The organism is Haloarcula sp. DT43, from assembly GCF_037078405.1.
Lineage (GTDB): Archaea > Halobacteriota > Halobacteria > Halobacteriales > Haloarculaceae > Haloarcula > Haloarcula brevis.
Genome location: NZ_JAYMGZ010000004.1, coordinates 1 through 17391, shown reverse-complemented (window position 1 = coordinate 17391; position 17391 = coordinate 1). Strand labels below are relative to the sequence as shown.

The following is a 17391-nucleotide window of genomic DNA, read 5'->3' as shown; positions in this document are numbered from 1 at the left end:
CTCAATCGGTGCTGGTAGCAATGAGGGATGTCATCTTCGTTACTGCGGACTCCGTCCGTCACGATTTCCTGGACGCGATGGAGTTCGTCTCTACGTTCTCGAACCACCGGGGCGTGACCGGGGCCCACTACACGCGGCCGAGCCTCGCCAGTATTCTGACCGCCTCCTATCAGGGGGCTATCGAGTCCCGCGCGATGTCCCCGACGGTCGCAGAAGCGTTCTCCCGGACCGGGTACACGACAATTGGCCTCTCCTCGTCTCCCCACACCGACCCGCGGTTCGGGTTCGACGCCGGGTTCGACGTCTACGAGAACTACTGCGAGGCGGGCAACCGCGGGAACCCGCTCAGACAGTTCGCCTCCCAGTTCGACCTCATCCGGAAGGTCTACCACCGCTTCCGGCCGCCCCACGCGAAGCTATCGAACCGGCTCCCCGACGACGAACTCATCGACAACGCCATCGCGGCGTTCAACGACGAGTCGGGGCCGCGGTTCATGTGGCTCCACCTGATGGGCACGCACCGCCCGTACGGCCTCGGTGACGACGCCGTGCCCAAGGAGATAGACCGGAAGGCGCTGTTCGCCCCCGAGAAGCTCAGTGCGGACGAGAAGGAGACGATTACGCGGAAGTACCGCCAGACGCTCTCCCGGGCGGACGCCGAGATAGAGCGCCTCGTCGACTCGGTGGACTCGTCGGACCCGCTCGTGGTGTTCAGTTCGGACCACGGCGACGAGTTCGGCGAGGACGGGCACTACTTCCACCAGCCACAGCGGCGACGGGTAGTCGACGCGCTGACCACCGTGCCCGTGGCGACGAACGACCTCTCGCTGTGTGAACCGCTCAGCGTTCTCGACATCGCCCCGTCGCTGCTGGGCGAAGTCGGCGGCGAGATTCCGTCGGCGTGGCACGGGAAAGACGTCCGCGAGACGCCCCGGGACCAGACGCTCACCATCGCCCCGTGGCACGGAACGACGACCGTCGCGTGGCAGGACTTCGAGACGAAAATCGTGAGCCGCGACGCCGACGTGTCGATGGTGCGGAACGGCGAGACGGTCGCCGTCGAGCGCGATAACGTCGACGAGGACCTCAAGCAACAGATGCGCGACCTCGGTTACGTCGAGTGATGGCCGATGACGAAAGCATCCTGAAAGGCTACCTCTCGGTGTTCACCGGCGACCTCGGCCGGCTCCTGACCTTCGCCGTCTTCATCCCGTTGCTGGTCCGTACCGTCGGCGAAGACGGGTTCGGGACGTACGCGCTCGTGATGGCGATTTTCCTCCCGAGCCGGAAGATACTGAACCTCGGGCTGTTCGAGGCGACCAAGACCTACGCCTCGCGGGAGAACGGCGAGGAGCGAGCGAGCGTCGTCACCACGTCGTTCGCACTCCACATCGGGAGCCTCCTCGTCGGGATTCCGGCGCTGGCCGGGCTCATCAGCTGGGTTACCGACGGGACGCTCCAGACGGCGCTGTACCTGATGCTCGGTGCGGTCGTCGGGGAGCAGTTGTACTACTTCGGACGCGGCGTGCTCCACGCCTACAAGCGGGAGGAACTCGCCGAGCCGCTCGTCCCGGCCCGGTCGGTCATCCTCGCCGTCGTGGGGCTCGCGCTCGCCGGGGCCGGGTACGGCGTGCCGGGAGTCTTCGCCGGGTTCGCGACCGGGTTTTTGCTCACCGGGCTCCTCTCGACGGCGCTGGCCTTCCGTGAGGCCGCCGTACTCCCCTCGATACGTGGCCTGGCTCTCCGGACCTACACGCGGCCGCTCGTTCGGTTCGGGGCCCAGTCGATGGTGCTCACGCTCCTCCTGACCAGCATGTACAAGGTCGACATCCTGCTGGTCAGCCACTTCTGGGACGCGGCGACGACCGGCCACTATCGGGCGGCACTGCAGGTCTCTGAGTTCATGTGGGTCGTCTCGGTTGCGATGGAGATGGTGATGATTCAGTCGACGGCGGACCTCTGGGCGGACGGGCGGATAGACCGTCTCACGTCGCTGCTGTCGCGGCTCCTCCGGTACGTCGTCGTCCTCACCGTACTGCTCGTCGCCGGCGTGTTCGTCCTGGGCGAGCAGTTCCTCACCGTGTACTTCGGCGCGCCGTACGAGGCGAGCGTCCGACCGTTACAGGTGCTCCTGCCGGGCGTGCTCGGGTTCGCTATCGCACGGGTCATCTGGCCGGTGTTACAGGCCGGCGGACACCTGCGGCAGTTACTGTTCGCGACCGGCGTGTCGGTGGTGGTGAACGTCGTCTTGAACGTGGTCCTGATACCGCGAATCGGCATCGTCGGCGCGGCCATCGGTACCTCGACCGCGTACGGGCTCATGGCGGTTACCCACGTGGTGGCGGCGCGCAACGTCGGTCTCAGGCCGCTCACCGGGTTCCCGGCGGCCCGAGTGCTCGCTCTCGGCATCGGCACGACCCTGCTGTTGCTCGCACTGGAACCGTACGGGCCGTGGTTCGTCGACCTGAGCGTGCTCCCGCTCGTGGGCCTCGGCGTCTACGCGCTCGGCAGCCACGTCTCCGGCGTCCTGACGTTCGGCGAGGCCACCGAGGTACTGGACTCGGTACTGAACTGAGTCCGGCGGGACGCGACACCGGCCGGACCTATCGCCAGACGTACATCCCGTAGAGGTAGCCGACGCCGACGCTACCGGTGAGCAGAAACAGGAAGCACAGTTGCAGGACGGCCCCGAGCGACGGGGATTCGACGAGATTTCGGAGACGCGACGGCGCGAACCGGAACAAGAGGTCCCCGAGGAAGTCCGACTCCGCGCCGGTCGACTCCGGAACGAACACCTCCATCCCGCGCTTGGAGTAGCCCTGCCAGAACGCGCGGTCCACGAGCCACCCGGGGTCGGTCCGGTAGTCGAATATCTTGTGCGCGACCAGGGCGTCGGGCGTGTAGTACACCCCTTCGTCGTACTCGGTTCGCAGGCGCGCGCAGAGTTCCGTCTCGCCGCCCTGGAGGTTCTTCTCGCCCTGTCGGCCGCCGATATCGTCCTCGAAGCCGCCCAGGTCCAGGAACACGTCCCGGTCGAAGGAGATGTTCGAGCCGAAGGTGTTGCGCACCACGCCGGGTTCGTCGGGGTCGCCGTTCGGGCCGAACCCGCGGTGGGTGACGCCGATGAGCCAGTAGAACTCCTCGGGGAGGAACGCCGGTTTGCCGGCGACCCACGCCGGCGTCATCCGGCCGCCGACCGCGAGCGCGTCGTGCCGCTCGTAGGCATCGACTAACGCCGCGACCCACGCCTCGTCGGCGACAGCGTCGTCGTCGATGAAAGCGACGACGTCGCCGGTGGCGACTTCGGCCCCGTTGTTCCGACTCTCCAGCAGGCCGACGTTCTCGTCGTTACAGTGGGTCAGGACGTCGTCCCGGTCGCCGAACTCGGACTCGTACTGTTCGTACACGTCCCGGTCGCCGTCCGAGACCAACACGAGTTCCACGTCGTCGTAGGTCTGGGCTAGGACGCTCTCGGCCGCCGCCCGACAGTCGCCGTACCGCTCCATCGTGTGCGTACAGAGCACGACCGAGACTCGCATGGTCGGAGGTGTGGAACCGGTGCTGTTAGGCGTTTCCATCCTCCGCCCGCACAGAGGTCAAAAGGCTTATGCGCGCCTTGGCAGTTTTTCCGTGCAATGAGTCAATCACGGGGCTATCTTGACGACAACCCCGAACTCGAGTCCGCCCTGGAGTGGGCCGAGCGCTGGTACCACATTCCGGTCCTCCTGGTACTGCTCGGGTTCATGCTGTGGAATCGCGTCCGGAGCTGGCAGAACTTCATCGTCGACGGCGAGGTGCTTTTCAGCGGCAACGACGCCTGGTATCACTACCGCTCGACGCAGTACGTCGTGCAGAACTGGCCCTCGACGATGCCGTTTGACCCGTGGACGGCCTTCCCCTACGGCACCAGCAACGGCCAGTTCGGGACGCTGTTCGACCAGCTAATCGCGACCGCGGCGCTGATTGTCGGGCTGGGGTCGCCCAGCGACCAGACGGTCGCTATGACGGTCCTGCTCGCGCCGGCCGTGTTCGGGACGCTCGTCGCGGTCCCGACGTACCTCATCGGACGGCGACTCGGCGGCCGCATCGGCGGCGTGACCGCGGTCACCGTGCTCGCGTTCTCGACGGGGTCGCTCTTGCAGCGCAGTCTCGTCGGGTTCTCCGACCACCACGTCGCCGAGGCGCTCTTCCAGGTCCTCGGGGTCCTCGGCGTCATGGTGGCGGTCAGCGTCGCCGCGCGGGACAAGCCGGTCTACGAGCAGTTCCTGGAGCGGGACGTCAACGCGCTGCGGGACACCATCAGCTGGTCCGTGCTCGGCGGCGTGGCGATTGCGCTGTATCTGTGGGTCTGGCCGCCCGGCGTGCTCCTGCTCGGTATCCTCGGCGTCTTCTTCCTCGTCCGGCTGTGTCTCGAGTACGTCCACGACAGTAGCCCGGAACACACGGCCATCGCGGGCGCGATAACGATGACGTCGGCGGCCGTGCTAAGTGCGTCGCGGGTTAGCGTCATAGACATTACCGCAACGTCACAATCGCTGCTACAGCCCGGGCTCGCGCTGGCAGTCGCCTTCGGCTGCGTGTTCATGGCGTGGCTGGCCCGGTTCATGGAGCAACGCGAGTACGGCCGGTACGTCTACCCCGCGACCGTGTTCGGAATCCTCGCTTTCGGGGCCGTGCTGATGGCCGTGCTGACCCCGAGCCTGTGGGAGTTCTTCAGCCGAAACGTCATGCGGGTCGTCGGGTTCAGCATCAGCGAGACGGCCGGCACCGTCGGCGAGGCCTCGCCGCTCCGGAACGCCGGCGTCCTGTTCGACCGCCACGGGTTCGCCGTCATCGTCGCGGGCATCGGCGGCCTCGTCCTGCTCGGGAAGCAGTTCCTTTCGGACGACGCGCCCGCAGAGGAGCTACTGGTCGTCGTCTGGGCGCTGTTCATCCTGCTGGCCACGTTCACCCAGCGGCGGTTCGCGTACTACCTCGTCGCGCCGATTGCGGTGCTGTCGGGGATGCTCGTCAGTCGCTTCATCGTCTGGTTCGACCTCAGCGCCGACGACGGCATCGAGTACTATCAGGTCCTGACCGTCCTCACAGTCATTCTCGTCATCGTGGTCCCGCTGTTTGCCTTCGGTGCGTCGCCGGTCGAGGCGGGCTCCACCGGCCCCGATCAAAGTATCCAGGCTTGGGACGAGAGCCTGCAGTGGATGGAAGGGAACACGCCCGCCGAGGGAGCGTACGGCTCCGGTGGTGAGGCGACGCTCGACTACTACGGCACCTATCAGAAGCAGGACGACTTCGACTACCAGGAAGGGCAGTACGGCGTCCTGTCGTGGTGGGACTACGGGCACTGGATTACCACCAGGGCCGAGCGGGTCCCGAATGCGAACCCGTTCCAGCAGGGGACTGACACGGCCGCGCCGTTCCTCATCGCACAGAACGAGACACGGGCGAACAATATCCTCGACAGCACGGACGAGGACGACGCGAAGACGCGCTACGTCGCCGTCGACTGGATGATGGCCGAGACCAACGGCAACATCGGCGGGAAGTTCTTCGCCCCGCCGGCGTTCGTCGACGGAGCCCAGACCAGTGATTACTACAGTCGGCTGTATATCCAGTCCCAGGGTGGGCTCCAGCAGGTGACGTTCCAGCGGCAGGCCTACTACGAGACCACGGTCGCCCGCCTGTACCGCTTCCACGGGAGCGCCGCCGAGCCCCAGCCGATTGTCATCGACTGGGAGAACAAACAGACGAGCCAGGGCGTGCAGTACCGCGGCGCGCCGACCAACGAACAGGAGCCGGAGGGCCAACAGCAGGGCCAGGTAATCCGCCAGTTCCAGTCGCTCGAACAGGCCCGTCAGTACGTCGAACAGGACGCGACCTCGCAACTCGGCGGCTACGGCGACGCGCCGAGCGAGCGGGTGCCGGCGATGGAGCACTACCGCCTCGTCGGCTCCAGCGAAACCGAGGCGTTCCCGAACAGTCCGCAGTACCAGCACTCTGCCTGGACGAAGATTTTCGAGCGCGTCCCCGGTGCGACGGTGGACGGGAGCGGGCCGGCCAACACGACGGTGCGGGCCGCCGTGCGGATGTACAACCCCGCGACGAACGAGACGTTCATCTACCGTCAGCGGACCCGGACCGACCAGAACGGGAACTTCGAGATGACCGTGCCCTACTCGACGACCGGCTACGACGAGTGGGGGACCGATGAAGGGTACACGAACGTGAGCGTCCGCGCCGAGACCCAGTACCAGTTCACCGCGGTCGGAACCGCGAACGGGAACCGGACCGGGTTCACCGGCACGACCGACGTCACCGAGGGGCAGGTCATCGGCGAGGACGACGACGCCGCGACCGTCGAACTCGAACCGATATCGCTACAGCAGGGCGGCGAGTCCCGCGCCCCGATGGCCGCGGACACGGCCGACGCGGGCACGTAACGGTCAGCCCAGTCGGTCGAACTGATTTGCACGCGTCGTCGGAGCCAGTGTTACCCGGTCGTCGACGGCCTACGTTCTACCGGCGTATCCTGCGGGAGAAGTGAGGGCGTTTACTCGGCCAGCGGATTGAACGTGCCGTTGATGTCCCACTCGTGGAGACAGTGCGGGTCCCCGGACCGCTTGGTGCCGTCGTCGGTGACGATACGCCAACTGTGTCGCTCCGGGTCCCACTCGTCGACCCGCCCACACCGCTCGCACTCGCGTTCGCGTGGGGTGACGATTTCAGCCATATCTGGTGCAAGCGCGTGGGTCGTTATCAGGCTGCCGGTCCCTGACGGGACGGCGGGCCCGGACCGCCCGCCAGCGGCCACGGTAGCGCGAGCGCCGCGGCGCTCAGAAGTCCGGGAGGTCGTCCGCGCCGACTTCCTCAGCCTCCCAGTCGAGGTACTCCTCGGCCAGCACCTCGCAGACGACCTGTCCGAACTCGGTCAGCCCGGCGTTGATACCGGAGACCGTGCCCCAGGAATCGATGTCCGGGTGGATGTTCCGCTCGCGCCAGTCTTCAGGCAGCCCGGGGGCGTGATAGCCCACGCGGCCGGCGAAGGAGTCCCAGAAGAAGTCGAACTCCTCGAGGAGTGCCAGGTCGGTGACGATTGCCCACTGGTCGGCGTCGAGTGACGCGTCGGCGGCCCACTCCTCGAAGGCCTCCGCCCAGGCCCCGTCGTCGAGGGCCTCGGCGAGTTCGGCGCGCCGGTACTCGTCGCCCTGCACGTCCGCGTCGTCGTACTCGTCGGCGGCGACGCCGGTGGAAAGCTCCGGCCGCTCCGGCGTCTCGACATCGAGTGTCATAGTCGCCGTACGTGGGGGAGCCGAATAAAGCTCAGCGCTTCGCTTCGCCCTCGAGGGCGCGCTGTCGCAGTCGCTCGCCGCGGTCGGTCGCCGCGCTCACGTCGGGGACGGTGGTCGGGTTCCGGTCCTCGTCGACGGCGACGTACACCGAGTACGACTCCGTCGTCGACTCGGCCTCGCCGGTTCTGGGGTTCTCCCGGGCGGCCCGGAGCCGTACCTTGACGCTCGTGTCGCCGGTGTCGTAGACGAACGCCTCGACGAGTGCCGTGTCGCCGACGGGGATGGGGCGCTTGAAGTTGACCTGGTCCATCCGGGCGGTGACGCAGGTCTCGCCGGCGAAGCGCATCGCCGACATCGCTCCGAGTTCGTCCATCCACTTCAGGACGTTGCCCCCGTGTGTCGAGCCCAGGTGGTTCGAGTGGTTGGGCTGGACCATCCAGCGGTTCTCGATGTAGGTATCCAGTACCGTCGGCATGGCGCGAGATTGGCCGGGGCCTCGGTTGAGTCTGTCGAACGGGCCGCAAAAACGTATCGTGTAAGACGGCGACTACGCGGAGACGTACTGCGCTTCCCACTCTTTCCGGGCGTCGAGTTCGCGCTGGCCGCGCTTGGTCAGGGTGTAGAAGTTCGTCCGGCGGTCGCGCTCGCCCTTCTCGATGAGGGCCTTCTCGACGAGCGTGTCAAGGTTCGGATACAGGCGGCCGTGGTTGACCTCGCTCTCGTAGTAGTCCTCGAGTTCTTCCTTGATAGCTAACCCGTGGGGCTCGTCGAGCCCGGCGATGACGTACAGCAAGTCCCGCTGGAATCCAGTCAGGTCATACATCGTATACCCGATACAGTTTGTCCCCATACATATCAGTCTTTTGAATCGGGTGGGTATCCGTGTTTCAGCGGATGGCGGTACCGTCCCGTAGTTACCACACCATCTGTGGCTGTATTAACACGAGAGTCGGTAATAGCTTCGCGGTTCGAGAGAAACATTCAATGGTGCGAACATGATTTCGCCCGGCGATTCGAGGCGGCCAGGCGGACCCGACAAGGGTAAAGGAAGCGAATGTGTAACGCGGGTGATGACCGAACACGCGGAGTCGGCGGCGGACGAGTTCCCGGAACCGTCAGGGGCGGGGCGCGTCGACGTCGTCGGAACCGCCCACGTTTCCGAACACAGCGTCAGGGAAGTGGAATCAGCCATCGAAGAATCCGAGCCCGACATCGTCGCCGTGGAACTCGACGAGGGCCGGTACCGTCAGATGAAGGGCGAGACGCCCGACGACCTCGACGCGAGCGACCTCCTGCGCGGGAACACCGTCTTCCAGTTTCTCGCCTACTGGATGCTGTCGTACATCCAGACACGGCTGGGCGACCGCTTCGACATCGAGCCCGGCGCGGACATGAAGGCCGGCATCGACACCGCAGAGCGGCTGGGCCTGGGCGTCGCGCTCGTCGACCGGGACATCCAGACGACCGTCCAGCGGTTCTGGGCCCGGCTGACCGCCGTCGAGAAGCTCAAGCTCGTCGGCAGTCTCGCGGCCGAGATGGGGCCGCCGCTGACCGTCGGGCTGACCGTCGGCGCTGTCTTCGGCGGGATGGTCGCCGTCGTCGCCGGGGCCTTCGGCGGTCCGTTCATCGTCCCGGGCGGGACCCTCGCGGGGGTGCTTCCGGGCGGTCTCGCCGGGACGGTCGAGGGACTGCTCGACACGCTGTTGCTCGTCTGTGTCGTCGCGGCGGGTATCGGCGTCCCTATCGCCGCGCTGTTGACCCGGTTCCGAGGCGAGGCCGACGTCGAGGAGTTCGACATGGAGACGCTCACGGACACCGACGTGGTCAGCGCGATGATGGAGGAGTTCCGCCAGTTCTCCCCCGGCGGCGCGGAGGCGCTCATCGACGAGCGGGACGCGTTCATCGCCCACCGGCTCGTCGCCCTCCGGGAGGCCGGCTACCACGTCCTCGCCGTCGTCGGGGCCGGCCACCGCGAGGGCGTCGAGCAGTATCTCGACAACCCGGAGACGCTCCCCCCGATGGAGTCGCTCGTCGGCACCGAGGGCGGCCGTCGCGTCTCGCTGTACAAGCTCGTCGGCTACGGTTTCGGCGTCGTCTTCCTCGCGTTCTTCGGCCTGCTCATCCTCGGCGGCGCGAGCCAGGCGGTGCTCCTGGAGCTTTTCGTCGCGCTGGTCGCCGTCAACGCCGTGCTGGCCGGCGGGCTGGCGAAAGTGGCCGGCGCACATTGGTCGAGTGCGGCCGCCGCCGGCGCGTTCGGCTGGCTGACGAGCCTGTTCCCGCTGCTCGCGGCCGGCTGGTTCGCCGGCTACGTCGAACTCCGATACATCTCCGTCAACATCAGCGACATCGCGACGCTCAACGAGATACTCAACGACCAGGAGTCGCCGATTATGGACCTCGTCAGCCGGATGCGTGCGGTGCCGCTGTTCCGGCTGATTCTCGTCGTCGCACTGACGAACGTCGGTAGCGCAATCGCGTCGTACGTCGTCTTCCCGGTCCTGATTCCGTACATCTCCTCCGACATCGGCGGGATGCAGGGCGTCTCGCGCCTGCTCTGGCAGGGCGTCCGCGAGGGGACGCGGATACTCGTGGGGGTGCTCTGATGGCTGGTCGACGACAGCGAACGACTTCAGACCGGACCATCGGTGGCCTCAGCTTCAGCGGGCGGGAACTCCGGGACCTCCTCGTCGCCTGGCTCGCGCTCGGACTGGCGTTTACCTTCTTCCTCGAACGGCAGTTCCGCCGCATCGTCTTCGGCCAGTTCGGCGGCCTCTCGGGGGCCGAAATCGCCAGCACGTTCGCGGTCAGCCTGCTGACTGTCGGCGTCGGCTTCCTGTTGCACGAGCTGGCCCACAAGGTCGTCGCCGTCCGCTTCGGCCAGATAGCCGCGTTCAAGGCCGACTACCGGATGCTCGGGTTCGCGGTCCTGGGCGGTCTCGTCGGCTTCCTGTTCGCCGCACCGGGCGCAGTCGTCCACCGCGGCCGCCTGACGGCCAAACAACACGGCCTCATCGCCGTCGCCGGTCCGGTGACGAACCTCGCGCTCGCCGTCGTCTTCCTCGTCCCGTTCGTCGCGTCGCTCCTGTCGGGCACGGGCGGGTTCCTCTGGGAAGTCGCGCAGATGGGGCTGCAAATAAATCTCCTGCTTGCCGGCTTCAACATGCTTCCCTTCGGCCCGCTGGACGGCCGAACGGTGCGACAGTGGAGCACCCCCGTGTTCCTCGCTGTGGCGGTGCCGTCGATTCTCCTCGGGATTGGTGCGCTGTTCGTCCTCTGAGACAGGCTCCGCCGGAACGACGCTCTTTTGCCCGCGCCACGCGCGCTCTCGGGTATGACCGACAGCGAGTCCGCGGACGACGGCGAGGAGGGACTGACCTACGCGGAGACCGGCGTGGACATCGACGCCAGCGAGGCGGCGACGAAGGCGCTCATCGGCGCGGCCGGCGAGTTCGAGGGCGACTACGCCGGGCTGGTCGACATCGGGGAGCAGTACCTCGCGCTGGCCACCGACGGCGTCGGGACCAAGCTCCTCGTCGCCGAGGCCATCGACGACTACTCGACCATCGGCATCGACTGCATCGCGATGAACGCCAACGACCTCATCGCGGCCGGCGTCGAGCCGGTGGCGTTCGTCGACTACCTCGCGGTCGAGACGCCGGACGAGGAGACGAGCGAGGACATCGGCGCGGGGCTCCGAACGGGGGCCGAGCGGGCCGGCGTGGCGCTGGTCGGCGGCGAGACCGCTGTGATGCCGGACGTCATCAAGGGGCTTGACATCGCCGGGACCTGCGCCGGACTGGCCCCGAAAGACGCCGTTTTCCCCGGCGAGGCCGAGCCCGGCGACGCCATCGTCGGCTGGCCCTCGTCGGGCATCCATTCGAACGGGCTTACGCTGGCGCGCGAGGCGGTCACGCGCGACCACGAGTACTCCGACCCGTTCCCGCCGAACCCGGACCGGACAATCGCCGAGGAACTGCTGGAGCCGACCCGCATCTACAGCGAGGTGCTGGAGCCGCTCCGGGCCAGCGAAACCCACGCGGCCGCTCACGTCACCGGCGGTGGCTGGACGAACCTCACGCGGATGGGGGACTACCGGTACGAGATTACGGACCCCTTCGAGGCCCAGCCCGTCTTCGAGTTCGTCCAAGAAGAGGGCGAGGTGACCGACGAGGAGATGCACCGGACGTTCAACATGGGGACCGGCTTCGTCGCCGCGGTACCCGAGGCCGACGCCGACGCAATCGTCGACGCCAGCGAGGACGCACGCGTCATCGGGGAAGTGACTGACGGGGACGAGACGGTCGCGGTCCGCGGGCTCGAACTCGCCGAGTGAGACGCCGGGCGAATCAGGCCGAGAGGATGTCTTTGCCGGCGGTCTCCTCCGCGATGCGTATCTGGAGCGCCTGTCGGATGTGGTATCTGGCCGCTTCGGTCTCGGCGTTTTCGAGGGCCTTTTCGAGTTCGGCGTACAGTGGGTCGCTGGGATTGGGCATGTCGCTACATCTCTCGTTAGTGAGAACGAACATATACCCCTGACACCGTTTTCGGTGTTAAGCCACTCCTACGGGGAGTACGGGGCCACTATCGGCGTTTGCGTTTCTGAGAATTGGAGTTAGCTGACCGTACGCGCGATGTCCGCTTCCGTTATGACACCGATAGTTTCCCCGCCCTCGACGACCATCACGGCGGCGTTGTGGTTCAGGTACGCGTCGACTTCGTCGATGGGAGCGTCGGGTTCGACGGTCGCGATAGACTCGTTCATCACTTCCGCCACCGGGAGGTCGCCGACGTTCTCCTCGGGTCGCTGCCGGATGTCGGAGTTGCCGATGAGTCCCTGCGGGGCCCCGTCCCGGATGACGGGGACCTGCGAGTACCCCTTCTCGTCCATCAGGTCCTTCGTCTGGTGGACGGAGTCGTCGGGCGCGACGCCGACGACGGGGGAGTTCATCAGGTCGCGGGCCTTGACGATGCCGCCTTCGGCCTCCTCGAGCGCAGTCACGATGCGGCGCAGCGTCGACAGCCGCGGGTCCACGTCACCGCCCTCGATGCGGGCGATGAGGGGCTGGGAGACGTCGGCCCGTTCCGCCAGTTCGCTCTGGGTCAGTCCGAGTTCGTTGCGGCGCTCCCGCAGGTCCTGCGGCGTCGGTAAGTCCATGCCTGTTAATAACCCTCGGTAATATAAAAAGCCCACGGCTACCGGGGTCCCGCGGGACAGCTGGAGAACGGGTTACGCTTCCGCGCCGGCCTCGTCTTCGTCGGCTTCGGTCTCGAATACCTCGACGACCTTCAGCGGGACGTCCCGGAGCGCGCCGCCGATTTCGCTCTTGGCGATTCGCTGCGCGTGCTCGGGGGACTCGGCGTTGAACACGTCCATCTCGAGCACCAGCCCGACCAGCGCCGTGTCGGCGGCGATGAACGCCGAGTCGAACGGTTCGCCACAGGCCGGACAGCCGGTCGCGCCGACCTCAACCTCGACGTAGTCCATCTCCGCCTCGTTGAGTCGCTTCCCCGCTTCGCTCACTGCGACACCGATGGCGTCGTCGATGTCGTCTACGTCACGAACCAGCCAGGCTGCTTCCATCGCCACGAGGTAGTTCATATGCTACATCTCGGGGCCCGACTATTCGTTAGTTTTGATTCGCCACCGGTGCGCACGTCACCCTTACTATCTCCATAACTTATGCGAACCAACCGCCTGACGCACGCCCCTGTTACGTCAAATCGGGGTGTCGTCCGGAACTGGGCCGGTTCTCTCGGGGCATTCGACAAACCGCAAGACAGCGGCCGGATTATTCTTCACAATCGATAACAACCGACTGGAACCGGGCGGCAAGAATTATATACTAGAACCCCTCTGAATCGACCGAGGAAGATGGTAGCCCGACTGTACACCGCAACGCTGTTCGCACTGTACCAACTCACCCTGCTGCTGGGCATCGTACTGCTCCCGGTGGCGATGGTCACGGAGCGGCTCGGTCTCCGACTGCCGATAGACCGGGCCGTGTCGGGGCTCAACGAGGCCTACGACCAGGCGAGCGCGTAGGCCGGCCCGGCCGACCGGCGACCGACTGCGGTGGTGGCGGTCAGACTCACCAGGAAAAGAGGTTTTATCAGCGCCCGACTGGTATCGGACGGTAATGCGAGATATGACTCCGGGGCCGGACCTTTCTGGACCCCAGACTGCCGACGAGTTCCAGAGCGACCCGTACGCGCCCGAGGTCGGGTCCCTCCCCGACCAGTCCGCACAGGATTCGGAGAAGGTGAACAAGACCGGGACGACCACCATCGGCATCAGCACGTCCGAGGGCGTCGTCATCGCCACGGACATGCGCGCGTCGCTGGGCGGGCGCTTCGTCTCGAACAAGAACGTCCAGAAGGTCGAGCAGATTCACCCCACCGCGGCGCTGACCCTCGTCGGCAGCGTCGGCGGCGCGCAGTCGTTCATCCGGACGCTCCGCGCCGAGGTCAACCTCTACGAGGCCCGCCGCGGCGAGGACATCACGATGCAGGGGCTCTCGACGCTGGCGGGTAACTTCGCCCGCGGCGGCCCCTTCTTCGCCATCAACCCCATCCTCGGCGGGGTCGACGACGACGGCCACCACGTCTACTCTATCGACCCGGCCGGCGGCGTCATGAAGGACGACTACACCGTGACCGGCTCCGGCCTGACCGTCGCCTACGGGACCCTCGAAGACCGCTACGAGGCGGACATGACCAACGAGGAGGCCAAGGAGGTCGCCGCCGCCTCCATCAAGGCCGCCGCCGAACGCGACACCGGGTCCGGCAACGGTATCTACCTCGCCGACGTCACGAACGAGGGCGTCGACATCAACGGCTACGACTTCGACGAACTACTGTAAGCTGTCTTCTTCGGAGCTTCTTTGCCGCCCGTCGGTTCCGACTGGGACCGCAACGCTCGACCGCCGTCCGCACGGCGACCCTGAACTGGCGTGCGAACGAGAGAATTATACGGTCGGCTTCCGCATCGCCGGTATGGAACTGTTCGGGACGGCGGGAATCCGCGGCGATGTCGTATCGAAGGTGACGCCGGACCTCGCGTTGCGGGTCGGACAGGCCACCGGTCGGGACGGCGAGACGTTCGTGCTGGGGTACGACGGCCGGGTGACGTCCCCGGCGCTCGCCAATGCGATGGCCGCCGGCCTGCAAAGCGCCGGCGCGCGCGTCGTCAGAATCGGCCGCGTCCCGACGCCGACGCTGGCCTACGCCTCGCAGGGCCGCCACGGCGTGATGATTACCGCGAGCCACAACCCGCCGACGGACAACGGCATCAAGGTGTTCGCCGACGGCACCGAGTACGACGACGACGACGAGACGCGCATCGAGGACCGCATCGAGGGCGGCACAACGCCGGCGGCCTGGCGCGACTGGGGCGAGACGGAGTCGGTCGACTACCTCGACGACTACCGCGCCGCCATCGCTGATTACGCCGAGTCGCTCGGGGGCGACCCCGCCGAACTGACGGTCGCCGTCGACTGCGGGAACGGGATGGCAAGCGTGGCGACGCCGCAGGTCCTCCGCGAACTGGGGGCCGACGTGCTGGCGACGGAGGCGAACGTCGACGGCACCTTCCCCGGCCGCGAGAGCAAGCCGACGCCGGAGACGCTGTCGGACTTCCGGAGATTCGTCGCCGACACGGACGCGGACTTCGGGTTCGGCCACGACGGCGACGCCGACCGCATCGTCGTCGTCGACAGCGACGGCGACGTGATTCACGAGGACACGATACTCGCGGTGCTCGCCGAGCACTACACGCGGGCAGCGGACGTCGCCGACCCCGTCGTCGTGACGACGCCCAACGCCTCGGGCCGCATCGACGAGCGGGTCGAGGCCGCCGGCGGCCGCGTCGAGCGCATCCACCTCGGCTCGCTCCACGTGGGCATCGCCGACGTTCGCGCGGCCGCCACCGACGAGACTGAAGTCGTCTTCGCCGCGGAACCCTGGAAGCACATCCACACCGCGTTCGGTGGCTGGATAGACGGCGTGGCCAGCGCGGCCGTCCTGACGCGCCTGTTCGCCGCGGAGCGCGTCGCCGACAGGCGGGCCGTCGTCTCCGAGCGGCCCTACGAGAAAGTGAGCGTCGAGTGCCCGGACGACGCCAAGGCGGAGACGATGGCCCGACTCGAAGCCAGCCTGCCGGAGACGTTCCCCGAGGCCGACGTCTCGACCGAGTACGGGGTCCGCCTCGCCTTTTCCGACGGGTCGTGGACGCTCGTGCGCCCGAGCGGCACCGAGCCGTACGTCCGGGTGTACGCCGAGAGCGACGACATCGACGCGCTGGTCGAGACGACGACGCAGGCGGTCCGGGACGCCGTCGCGGCCGTCACCGCCGCCGACGCCTGAGACCGACAGAATTTCTACGCGGCCCGCCGACGCCCAGTGCATGGAAGACCTCCTTGCGGCGGCGAGAGATGCCATCGACGAGGCGTACGTGCCCTACTCGGAGTACACCGTCGGCGCGGCGCTGGAAACGAGCGACGGCAGCGTCTACACCGGCTGTAACATCGAGAACGCCAACTACAGCAACAGCCTGCACGCCGAAGAAGTCGCCATCGGCGCGGCGGTCAGCGACGGGCACCGGTCCTTCGAGCGCGTCGCGGTCACCTCGGGCAAGCGCGACGGCGTCACCCCCTGTGGGATGTGCCGCCAGACGTTCAGCGAATTCTGCGACGAGTCGTTCGAAGTCATCACCGACGGCGACGAGCCGACGGTGTACGAACTCGGAGAGCTCCTGCCCTCGACAATCACCAGCGACCACCTCGACAAATGACGGGCGACAGCGAGGACCCGAACGACGACGTCCAGTACCACCTCGAAGTGAGCGAGACGGACGTGGCCGACAGCGTCCTGCTCCCGGGCAACCCCGAGCGCATCGAGAAGGTCGTCGACTACTGGGACGACCACGAGGTCGTCGCCGAACACCGCGAGTACCGCACGGCGACGGGCACCCACGAGGGGACGCCAATCTCCGTCACCTCGACGGGCATCGGCGGCCCGTCGGCCGCTATCGCGCTCGAAGAACTGGCCCGGGTCGGCGCGGACTCGTTCATCCGGGTCGGCTCCTGTGGTGCCATCCAGGAGGACGCCAGCATCGGCGACCTCGTCATCACGACCGGCGCGGTACGACAGGAGGGGACCAGCAAGGAGTACGTCCGCGAGGACTACCCCGCCAGCGCCGACCACCGCGTCGTCTCGGCGCTCGTCGCCGCCGCCGAGGAACTGGGCTACGACTACCACCTCGGGGTCACCTGTTCGACGGACAGTTTCTACGCCGGGCAGTCACGCCCCGGCTTCGAGGGCTTCGAGGCCAGCGGCAGCGACGAGCGCATCGCGGCGCTACAGGAGGCCGGCGTCCTCAACTTCGAGATGGAGGCCGCGACGATTCTCACGCTGGCGAACCTGTACGGCCTGCGGGCCGGCGCTGTCTGTACGGTGTACGCGAACCGCGTCACCGGCGAGTTCCGCACCGAAGGCGAGCGCAAGGCGGCCAAGTGCGCCAGCCTCGCCGTCTCGTACCTGGCAGAGATGGACGCCGCTGTCGAAGAAGCCGACGCCGACGGCTGGCACGCCGGTCTGTCTATCGAACGCTAGGGTTCTCTACAGCTGCTAGCCGCGAGCGGCCGCTTTGCGGTCGTAGAAGGAGTGCGGTGGCTGTACAGTCGCGGTGCGGTAAAACCAGCATACCGCGCTTCCGGCGCGGTTTCAGGCGAATCGCGGAGCGATTTGCGCCTTTTTCGCCCACGTGTTTCGAGGAGTGGGTGGCGCGGTCAGCGCGACCCCGACGCTGAAAAAGGTGGTCTCACATGTCGGGCCAGGCCTTCGCGGCCCGACCCACCCCGGTCACGTCGTTAATCCACCGGGCGGCGATGGCTTTCTTCAGCAGCTTCGCCGGCAGGCCGCCGAAGGTTTCGATGGGCACGTTCATCACGTCGTGGGCGACCGCTTTCTCTCCGACGGATACGACCGTTCCCTTGTCCTTGTGCGTCCACGTCTTCAGCGGCTGGCCGCGCACCGCGCGAGCCAGGTTCTCGCCGGCGACTTCGGCGGCTTGCCAGGCGGCCTGGGCCGTCGGCGGCGCGGGCTGGTC

The 17391-nt window shown here is 67.0% G+C and carries 19 protein-coding genes and 1 pseudogene; 11 read left to right on the top strand and 9 right to left on the bottom strand.

Annotation, left to right across the window (positions count from 1 at the left end; all coding sequences use genetic code 11):
* Nucleotides 1-20 precede the first annotated feature (20 nt).
* Together VI123_RS14780 and VI123_RS14775 are read left to right on the top strand one after the other, a co-directional pair.
* Entirely contained in the window at nt 21-1124 is a 1104-nt protein-coding gene (locus VI123_RS14780) for a sulfatase-like hydrolase/transferase (protein WP_336338838.1), read from the top strand.
* On the top strand, nt 1124-2575 hold the full coding sequence (locus VI123_RS14775; protein ID WP_336338837.1) for a lipopolysaccharide biosynthesis protein: 1452 nt from the start codon (nt 1124-1126) through the stop codon (nt 2573-2575). The genes VI123_RS14780 and VI123_RS14775 overlap by 1 nt, the downstream gene beginning before the upstream one ends.
* A 28-nt stretch (nt 2576-2603) precedes the next feature.
* Here the strand turns inward: VI123_RS14775 and aglG are convergent, their stop codons facing one another.
* Nucleotides 2604-3539 (bottom strand): glucosyl-dolichyl phosphate glucuronosyltransferase, encoded by a 936-nt coding sequence (aglG, locus tag VI123_RS14770; RefSeq protein WP_336338836.1) that lies wholly within the window; start codon nt 3537-3539, stop codon nt 2604-2606.
* Between the two features lie 96 nt (nt 3540-3635).
* Here aglG and VI123_RS14765 point away from each other — a divergent pair, with 96 nt between their 5' ends.
* On the top strand, nt 3636-6437 hold the full coding sequence (locus VI123_RS14765; RefSeq protein WP_336338835.1) for an oligosaccharyl transferase, archaeosortase A system-associated: 2802 nt from the start codon (nt 3636-3638) through the stop codon (nt 6435-6437).
* Between the two features lie 110 nt (nt 6438-6547).
* Here VI123_RS14765 and VI123_RS14760 read toward each other — a convergent pair whose 3' ends face one another.
* From VI123_RS14760 to VI123_RS14745, 4 genes are all read right to left on the bottom strand, one after another.
* The gene (locus VI123_RS14760; protein ID WP_336338834.1) at nt 6548-6727 is read right to left on the bottom strand and encodes an HEWD family protein; all 180 of its coding nucleotides are present in this window, start codon (nt 6725-6727) and stop codon (nt 6548-6550) included.
* A gap of 103 nt (nt 6728-6830) precedes the next feature.
* Nucleotides 6831-7286: a hypothetical protein gene (locus VI123_RS14755; protein WP_336338833.1), complete on the bottom strand. Its 456-nt coding sequence runs from the start codon at nt 7284-7286 to the stop codon at nt 6831-6833.
* A 31-nt stretch (nt 7287-7317) separates the two neighbouring features.
* Nucleotides 7318-7761 carry an acyl-CoA thioesterase gene (locus VI123_RS14750; RefSeq protein ID WP_336338832.1) on the bottom strand — a complete coding sequence of 148 codons (444 nt, stop codon included), beginning with the start codon at nt 7759-7761 and terminating at the stop codon, nt 7318-7320.
* A gap of 72 nt (nt 7762-7833) precedes the next feature.
* Nucleotides 7834-8109 (bottom strand): PadR family transcriptional regulator, encoded by a 276-nt coding sequence (locus VI123_RS14745; RefSeq protein ID WP_137682230.1) that lies wholly within the window; start codon nt 8107-8109, stop codon nt 7834-7836.
* A 247-nt stretch (nt 8110-8356) separates the two neighbouring features.
* Here VI123_RS14745 and VI123_RS14740 point away from each other — a divergent pair, with 247 nt between their 5' ends.
* The 3 genes from VI123_RS14740 to purM are packed head-to-tail and all read left to right on the top strand — an operon-like array spanning nt 8357 to nt 11619.
* On the top strand, nt 8357-9889 hold the full coding sequence (locus tag VI123_RS14740; RefSeq protein WP_336338831.1) for a TraB/GumN family protein: 1533 nt from the start codon (nt 8357-8359) through the stop codon (nt 9887-9889).
* Nucleotides 9889-10563, top strand: coding sequence for a site-2 protease family protein (locus VI123_RS14735; protein ID WP_336338830.1), 675 nt, complete (start codon nt 9889-9891; stop codon nt 10561-10563). Before VI123_RS14740 ends, VI123_RS14735 begins: the two co-directional genes overlap by 1 nt.
* Nucleotides 10564-10617: 54 nt before the next feature.
* Nucleotides 10618-11619, top strand: a complete 1002-nt coding sequence (gene purM, locus VI123_RS14730) for a phosphoribosylformylglycinamidine cyclo-ligase (protein ID WP_336338829.1) — start codon at nt 10618-10620, stop codon at nt 11617-11619.
* A gap of 13 nt (nt 11620-11632) precedes the next feature.
* On the opposite strand, the gene VI123_RS14725 is transcribed toward purM, so the two are convergent.
* The 3 genes from VI123_RS14725 to VI123_RS14715 form a co-directional block, all read right to left on the bottom strand.
* A complete protein-coding gene (locus VI123_RS14725) occupies nt 11633-11812 on the bottom strand; it encodes a hypothetical protein (protein ID WP_336338828.1) in 180 nt (59 codons plus the stop codon).
* Nucleotides 11813-11898: 86 nt separating this feature from the next.
* Complete coding sequence (locus VI123_RS14720) at nt 11899-12441, bottom strand: CBS domain-containing protein (protein WP_336338827.1); 543 nt, start codon at nt 12439-12441, stop codon at nt 11899-11901.
* A 72-nt stretch (nt 12442-12513) separates the two neighbouring features.
* Nucleotides 12514-12885: a DUF555 domain-containing protein gene (locus tag VI123_RS14715; RefSeq protein ID WP_336338826.1), complete on the bottom strand. Its 372-nt coding sequence runs from the start codon at nt 12883-12885 to the stop codon at nt 12514-12516.
* Between the two features lie 273 nt (nt 12886-13158).
* Between VI123_RS14715 and VI123_RS14710 the strand changes: the two genes are divergently transcribed.
* The 5 genes from VI123_RS14710 (at nt 13159) to VI123_RS14690 (ending at nt 16895) form a co-directional block, all read left to right on the top strand.
* Complete coding sequence (locus VI123_RS14710; RefSeq protein WP_336338825.1) at nt 13159-13329, top strand: hypothetical protein; 171 nt, start codon at nt 13159-13161, stop codon at nt 13327-13329.
* Nucleotides 13330-13423: 94 nt separating this feature from the next.
* Entirely contained in the window at nt 13424-14146 is a 723-nt protein-coding gene (gene psmB / locus VI123_RS14705) for an archaeal proteasome endopeptidase complex subunit beta (RefSeq protein WP_336338824.1), read from the top strand.
* Between the two features lie 133 nt (nt 14147-14279).
* Nucleotides 14280-15647, top strand: coding sequence for a phosphopentomutase/phosphoglucosamine mutase (locus VI123_RS14700; RefSeq protein WP_336338823.1), 1368 nt, complete (start codon nt 14280-14282; stop codon nt 15645-15647).
* Between the two features lie 40 nt (nt 15648-15687).
* The gene (cdd, locus tag VI123_RS14695; protein WP_336338822.1) at nt 15688-16074 is read left to right on the top strand and encodes a cytidine deaminase; all 387 of its coding nucleotides are present in this window, start codon (nt 15688-15690) and stop codon (nt 16072-16074) included.
* Nucleotides 16071-16895: a nucleoside phosphorylase gene (locus VI123_RS14690; protein WP_336338821.1), complete on the top strand. Its 825-nt coding sequence runs from the start codon at nt 16071-16073 to the stop codon at nt 16893-16895. The genes cdd and VI123_RS14690 overlap by 4 nt, the downstream gene beginning before the upstream one ends.
* A gap of 208 nt (nt 16896-17103) precedes the next feature.
* Here the strand turns inward: VI123_RS14690 and VI123_RS14685 are convergent.
* Nucleotides 17104-17391: pseudogene (locus VI123_RS14685) on the bottom strand (NAD(P)/FAD-dependent oxidoreductase); the annotation flags it as partial.